Annotated in this window: 6 protein-coding genes and 2 pseudogenes; 5 read left to right on the top strand and 3 right to left on the bottom strand. The window is 59.4% G+C overall.

What is annotated here, in order from left to right; translation table 11 throughout:
* A pseudogene (pgi, locus tag ACIREA_RS23910) lies at window positions 1-254 on the top strand (glucose-6-phosphate isomerase); the annotation flags it as partial.
* Between the two features lie 81 nt (window positions 255-335).
* A complete protein-coding gene (locus ACIREA_RS23905; RefSeq protein WP_397384852.1) occupies window positions 336-686 on the top strand; it encodes a hypothetical protein in 351 nt (116 codons plus the stop codon).
* Here the strand turns inward: ACIREA_RS23905 and ACIREA_RS23900 are convergent, their stop codons facing one another.
* Window positions 687-1,457, bottom strand: coding sequence for an RDD family protein (locus ACIREA_RS23900; RefSeq protein WP_397384851.1), 771 nt, complete (start codon window positions 1,455-1,457; stop codon window positions 687-689).
* A gap of 70 nt (window positions 1,458-1,527) precedes the next feature.
* Between ACIREA_RS23900 and ACIREA_RS23895 the strand changes: the two genes are divergently transcribed.
* Complete coding sequence (locus ACIREA_RS23895; protein ID WP_397384850.1) at window positions 1,528-3,264, top strand: ABC transporter ATP-binding protein; 1,737 nt, start codon at window positions 1,528-1,530, stop codon at window positions 3,262-3,264.
* A 7-nt stretch (window positions 3,265-3,271) separates the two neighbouring features.
* Here the strand turns inward: ACIREA_RS23895 and ACIREA_RS23890 are convergent, their stop codons facing one another.
* Window positions 3,272-4,045, bottom strand: a complete 774-nt coding sequence (locus ACIREA_RS23890) for a dienelactone hydrolase family protein (protein ID WP_397384853.1) — start codon at window positions 4,043-4,045, stop codon at window positions 3,272-3,274.
* A 157-nt stretch (window positions 4,046-4,202) separates the two neighbouring features.
* Here ACIREA_RS23890 and ACIREA_RS23885 point away from each other — a divergent pair, with 157 nt between their 5' ends.
* Both ACIREA_RS23885 and ACIREA_RS23880 read left to right on the top strand, forming a co-directional pair.
* On the top strand, window positions 4,203-5,081 hold the full coding sequence (locus ACIREA_RS23885; RefSeq protein ID WP_397384849.1) for an ADP-ribosylglycohydrolase family protein: 879 nt from the start codon (window positions 4,203-4,205) through the stop codon (window positions 5,079-5,081).
* A 204-nt stretch (window positions 5,082-5,285) separates the two neighbouring features.
* A complete protein-coding gene (locus ACIREA_RS23880) occupies window positions 5,286-5,960 on the top strand; it encodes an REP-associated tyrosine transposase (RefSeq protein ID WP_397384848.1) in 675 nt (224 codons plus the stop codon).
* Between the two features lie 204 nt (window positions 5,961-6,164).
* Here the strand turns inward: ACIREA_RS23880 and ACIREA_RS23875 are convergent.
* Window positions 6,165-6,391 (bottom strand): annotated as a pseudogene (locus ACIREA_RS23875) (adenylate cyclase); the annotation flags it as partial.

Raw genomic sequence — 6,391 nt, 5'->3', positions numbered from 1 at the left:
TGGTCAACATCAATGCCTACCACCAGCCCGGTGTGGAGGCAGGCAAAAAAGCCGCCACAGACTTCCTGACTCAGCTTGCCAAGGTGCGCGCTGCACTCACCGACACGGGCCGCACGGCTGATGAAGTGGCCTCCAAGCTTGGGATTGATGCCGAGGATGCTTTCCACATGCTCAATCACCTGGCCGCGAACGCCCAGGCCCGAATTGTTACCGCAGGGGACAGCCCGGCGCTCGATCAATTCGCAGCTCCGTGACAAATCGCCGTTTGCACACATTACATGGGCAACCTATAAATTGCGCCCCTGTGAAGCCAGCCGTCCTTCGGCGATAAAGTCATGCGTGATATTCCCATCCCCTACCAAATCGCCTGCGTCATACTGACCGCCCTTTTTATCTGGTCGTTCAGTATTGCGCGGGAACCTCGAGGCTGGCGGCGGCTGTTTCAGTCCATGTTCTCCAAATCGGAGACCTTTTCCGTCAATAAGAACAAAGTCATCGACGAAGCCTTGAAGCGCTATGGCATCGTGATTGCCATGGTCATTCTGGTGATTGATGTCTCCTGCTTTGTCCTCGGTGTGACTGACCGCTATCGTGACAAGATGCGTGATCTCACTCCTGAACAGCGCGAAAGCATTCAGGAGATCAACAAGTATCAGAACAGCAGCAAATCGGGCGGCCCCATGTGATCAGCTGTTACGCTTGGTCACCAGAGTGTCTGCCACAAGATCATGCAGGCAGCGGCGGTCTTTGCGGAAGATCATGAGGTAGTCAGCCATCAGCAGCGCCCAGCCCATGCCTCCGAAGTAAATGAGGCTGGTGAAGACGAGGATGGTGAAGAGGATCGCCCGCAGCAGCAAGGCCTTGATAAAACCAGCCCTCGTTCCATCAGGAAAACGCACCACCTGAATGCCCAGGCAAAGCTTGCCAATCGTCTGACCACGCAGGGTGAGCAGCACCACATTCACGATCAAGGCCATGTCAAAAACCAAACTCGCGAGCGGCAGTTTCATGCCGCCCGATGCCTGGAGTTTTTCCGCCCGCTTCTGCATGGCGTTCACCATTGCCGTCGGATCGTTTTGCAGTTTCTGGGTTTCCTCCACAAACGCCTGATCAAAAACCATGGTGAGGACGACCCACAGCGGTACGATGATCAGTGCGAAATCGATCAGTTTGGCGGCAAATCTCTGGCCCAACGACGCCATCTCAAGGCGAATGACCTGATCCTGCCTGACTTCGGCGCGCAGAGCCGTGATGGAACTCGGCTCAGTGATGGGTGGCACAGCAGCTTCTTCCATGTTCAGCTCCTGCAGGTGGCTGCCCAGCGTCTTCCATTCTGCCATGCCATCCGCCCAGCACAGGTCGGTGGATTTAAAGCGTCCCTCCCGCAGTCCGGCGCTCACATCCAGATCGTTGAAGGTGCCGAGCTGTTCTTCGCCGCGTGCCAGATGGTATTTCATGTATATGCCTGTTGCTGTATGTCGTATGCTAAATAGCTGCTAACCCGCACGCATCAAGCTCCCATCCCGATTGAAAACCATCGCCCGCGTCTTTTCCTACCTTCGCCGTTACCCCTGGCTCGGCTCCGCCCAGATCGCCTGTGCCATTATAGGCACCCTGATGGTCATCGTTTTCCCGCACATCACGCGTGAGGTGATGGACGTCGTCGTGCCTGGCAAGCAGTGGGACCGCCTCGGCCCGCTCGCCTGCTGGGCGCTGGCCGCCTACTTTGCCCAGCATCTGTTCAATTCCCTGCGCATCCAGCTCAACAACACCTTTGAGCAGAAGGTGATCTACGATCTCCGCAGCGACATCTACCAGCGCCTGCAAACCCTCCCGCTCCGTTGGTTCGACAACCGCCCCTCCGGCGACATCATGACCACCGTCGCCGAGGACATCCCCTCTGTGGAGCGTGTACTCATTGATGGCCTTGAGCAGGGGCTCATCTCCGTGCTGCAGATCATCGTCGTGGGCGGCTTCATGCTCCAGGCAGACGTCACCCTGACGCTCTATGCCCTCATCCCCCTGCCCTTTCTTATGGCCGGTGCCCTGCTCTACACCCGCACCTCCAAGAACCGCCACAGGAAGGTGCGCAAGGCCAGCAGCTCCATGAACTCCCTGCTCCAGGACAACGTTTCCGGCATGCGCCAGATCAAAGCCTACGCCATGGAGCGCGAGGAGCATGAACGCTTCAACCGCGCCAGCGGCGCCCTGCGCACGGCCACGCTCCACGTCATGCGCATCTGGGCCATCTACCGCCCCGGCATGAACTTCCTCACCAGCACCGGCATGGTCATCGTGCTCTGGGTGGGCGCACGCCAGCTCATGGCTGGCAAAATTCAAACCGGGGACCTCACCGCCTTCCTGCTGCTCCTCAAGTTTTTCTACGATCCCATCGAGAGCCTGCATCAACTCAATCAGATTTTGCAAACCGGTCGTGCTGCTGGAGAGCGAGTCTTCGACATCCTCGATGCCGAACCTGAAGCCGACACCACCGGCGGGCGCGAGCTGTCCGGCGTCACCGGCCATGTGCGCTATGAGAACGTCGGTTTCAGCTACGCAGGCAAGACACCCACGGTGCACGGTGTCTCGCTGGATGCGCATCCTGGTCAGACAATCGCCCTCGTCGGGCCCACTGGCGCAGGCAAATCCACGCTGATCAATCTGCTCACGCGTTTCTATGAGTACGATGAAGGCGTCATCACCATCGACGGCGCACCCGTTCACGAACTCAACAAAGCCTGGCTGCGCCGCCACATCGGCTACGTCACGCAGGAGAGCTTTTTGTTCAATGGCACCGTGCGGGAAAACCTCGTCATAGGCCGCCGTGATGCCACCGATGAGCAGCTCTGGGATGCTCTGAAAAGCGCCAACGCGGACGCCTTCGTCAAACGCCTGCCCGACCTCCTCGATACCCATGTGGGGGAGCGCGGGGTGAAACTCAGCGTCGGTGAAAAGCAGCGCATCAGCATCGCCCGCGCCCTGCTGCGCAATCCGCCCATCCTCCTGCTGGATGAAGCCACCGCCAGCGTGGACACCGAAACCGAGCGCCAGATTCAGGAAGCGCTGGAGCACCTCATGGCGCACCGCACCAGCTTCGTCATCGCGCATCGTCTCAGCACCGTGCGCAATGCCGATCGCATCTATGTCCTCGACCACGGCCGCATCATTGAGCAGGGCACGCATGACGAACTCATCGCCCAAGAGGGCATGTACGCCCGCCTCTGCCGCACCTCCTTGATCGCTGCTGAGGTGCCGGCGGAGTGAGGTTCACCTACTCGCACAGGCAGCGACGAAAAAAATCCACCGTCATGCCCAGCGCCTGGCGGGCGATCTCGGCATCGTAGCGCAGGCCTTCATCGCGCAGGAAGGCATGGGCGACATTGAATTCATGCCAGGTGAAGTTCACACCAGCAGCCGTAAGCGTCTGGTAGATCATGGCACGTCCCTCGGCAGGCACATGCGGATCCTGCCGGCCAAACACCATCATCAACTCACCTTTGATGTCTGCCGCACGAGCCAGCGAATCATCGTTCATCCCTGCACCGAGGCTGCGCTTGTGCAGGTCCGTTGGGTAAAAGCACGTGGCAGCAGCGACATCCGGCTGCAAGGCCGCACGATAAGTCAGATGCCCGCCGATGCAGGGGCCGAATGCCCCCAGCCGCCCTGTGCAATCGGCGTGGGCTTTCAGGTAATCGAGAACGGCACGATTGTCTGCGTCGTAACCAGCCACCGGTTTCTCCGTCTTCAGCTTGTTACCCACATCCGAGCCCGCTTGATCGTAAGCCAGCACGGTTCCCGCAGGCAGATACTCATGGTAGATCTCTGGCAGCGCCACGATGAAGCCATGCCCGGCGATGAACGCCGCCGTGCGACAAATAGGGCCGGTGTTTTGAAAGATCTCCGAATGAAACAGCAGCCCCGGAAACCGCCCCGCCCCCGCTGGACGCAGCACCAGCGTGCGCATGGGACCGGTGGGTGTGGTGAGTTCGACGATTTCAGGTTCGCGGAGAGTCATGGGATAGAATGAGGAGTAATGTGCCGCCACGATGGCAAATGCTTTGAATGCACACAAGCGCTCGTTACTTTGTGTGCAGTTTTGATTCGTTTCACTCACCCTTCGGGCTGCCTGTGGCAGTCTATCTCGCTTCGCTCGGTTCAATTTTCAGTCCCCCTTTGTGCCAGGCAGACGTAATCTGCGCCACATGACTCCCGACTCTTCCTCCCGCCTTTCCGGCATGCTGCAGGGCAGCTTCATCGCTGAATCCATCTCTCTCGGTGTTCACTGGATTTACGATCCCGCGCTGATCCTTAAAAAGCATGGCCGTGTGACTGGCTACCTCGCCCCGGGTGCGGAGTCCTACCACCCGCACAAGCAAGCGGGCGGCCAAGGTCATGCGGGAGATCAGGCCCTGCGTCTGCTCACATTCCTTCAACGCGAACACCGCTGGGACGCCATAGCATTCCTCTCCGACTGGCAGGCCATGTGGCCGACCTACAACGACTACGTCGACAAGGCCACCAAAGGAACACTCGCCAATCTCCAAGCCGGCACCACCGCCGCCACCAGCGGCGCACCGTCCGATGAACTCGCCGGACCTGCGCGCATCGCGCCCCTCATGGCCTTCCTCGCTGACAAGCCCGAGTCCGAAGCCGTCGCGGCTGCCATTGAGCAAACGGTGATCACCCATCGCTCACCCGAGACAATCGAATGCGCCGAATTTCTCGCTCGTGCCACGCATCGCCTGCTGCACGGCGGCGAACTGCAAAGCATCATCACCGAAACTGCCCCCGCATGGGCTTTGAAAGCTGCCGAAGCAGCCACGGACAGCGATGCCATCGGCCAGTTCGGCCGCGCCTGCCCCATTCCTCAGGCACTTCCCGCCGTGCTCTGGCTCATCCGCCATCACGGCCAGGACTTCGCCACCGCCGCCATCGAAAACGCCATGGCCGGCGGCGACAACTGCGCCCGCGCCCTCGCGCTCGGAATGCTGCTCGGCGCGGCCCACGGCATCGAAGCGGTCCCTGCCGCATGGCGCGAAGGCTTGCTCGCCAAGCCGCTGCTGGAAGGCTTTCGAGCATAGCCCCCCGGAGCGCGGAATTTATTCCGCAGCACTCCGCCGAAGCGCCAGGCTCTTACCACCGATCATCCCTCTTCACGCCGAGCATCACCGTGTTTGCGGCATTTAGTGTGGAAAACACCCTCCCAGCACAAGCGACCTGCTGCGGACTAAAGTGCCGCGCTCCTTTTCGTTTGCATGCTGCGGCAATTTTCGTTTTCTCGCGGCATGAGCGAAACACCTCATTCTCGTCGAGTCGGCCCACCTCATCGACCCAAACTGCGACGAGTGGTCGAGCGCCAACGTGAGACCTCCCCGCAGCTAACGCGTGATGAGAAAATCAAAGCCTTCCAAGGCTGGACTGAGCGCGGTTATATTCCGCATCGCGATGAGCCCGGTCTCACCCAGTTCGTGACCTTCCGTTTGGCCGACAGCTTCCCAGCGGAACTGCAGCAAGAGTGGGAAAAGCTGCTGAATATCGAAGATGCCCGCGAGCGCCGCATCCAACTCGAAGCTTGTCTCGATCAAGGCCATGGCGTGTGCCGCCTGCGGGACGAACGACTTGCGCAGGTTGTAGCAGATGCACTTCGAAAGTTCGACGGCACGCACTATCGACTCCTCGCGTGGACAATCATGCCAAATCATGTGCATGTGCTGTTCGAGGTGAGTGAGATGCCTATGAAAAAGATCCTGCAACAATGGAAAGGTGCGACAGCCCGCGCGGCCAATCTACTGCTGGGCCTTCAAACCTCTTTCTGGCAAAGCGACTACTGGGACACTTACATGCGCGATCCCGACCATCAGGAACGAACCATTCGATACATCCGCAACAACCCAGTCAAAGCAGGACTCGCCTCCGATTGGAAAGCCTGGCCATGGACATACGTGCTCAATGAAGAATAAGCCCCTGAGCGCGGACTTTAGTCCGCAGCACTCCGCCACAGCCCCGGTTCTTATCAGCACACCATCTCCCTTCAAACCGAAGATCCTCTTGCTTGCGGCATTCAACGTGGACAGTGCACTCGAGCATCCTGCGGTACTGGAGGCTTAAGCAAAAGCGGAGGTATGGATGCTGGCGGAGTGCTGCGGAATAAATTCCGCGCTCCGCTACCACTCGTTATACGGCACCGCGCAGAGATTCGAGTTCGTGTAGCGCATGTCGTGGCTCACTTCCTCGCCAACCCATTCGGGCAGCGCGAACGGCGTGTCTTCAGCTGGCAGTTCGATCTCCGCCACCACGAGGCCGTCATTCGCGCCGTGGAAGATGTCCACCTCCCACAGCATGCCTTCATGCACGACGTGATGCCGCGTTTTATCGATCAAAGGCTGGTGGC

This window comes from Prosthecobacter sp. (genome assembly GCF_044373815.1).
Taxonomy (GTDB): Bacteria; Verrucomicrobiota; Verrucomicrobiia; order Verrucomicrobiales; family Verrucomicrobiaceae; genus Prosthecobacter.
This window is presented reverse-complemented; position numbering and strand designations above follow the sequence as displayed.

Excerpts from the sequence above, each read along its gene's own strand:
- ACIREA_RS23900 (WP_397384851.1), bottom strand. The coding sequence starts at position 1,457 with ATGAAATACCATCTGGCACGCGGCGAAGAACAGCTCGGCACCTTCAAC.
- ACIREA_RS23880 (WP_397384848.1), top strand. The coding sequence starts at position 5,286 with ATGAGCGAAACACCTCATTCTCGTCGAGTCGGCCCACCTCATCGACCC.
- ACIREA_RS23905 (WP_397384852.1), top strand. The coding sequence starts at position 336 with ATGCGTGATATTCCCATCCCCTACCAAATCGCCTGCGTCATACTGACC.
- ACIREA_RS23885 (WP_397384849.1), top strand. The coding sequence starts at position 4,203 with ATGACTCCCGACTCTTCCTCCCGCCTTTCCGGCATGCTGCAGGGCAGC.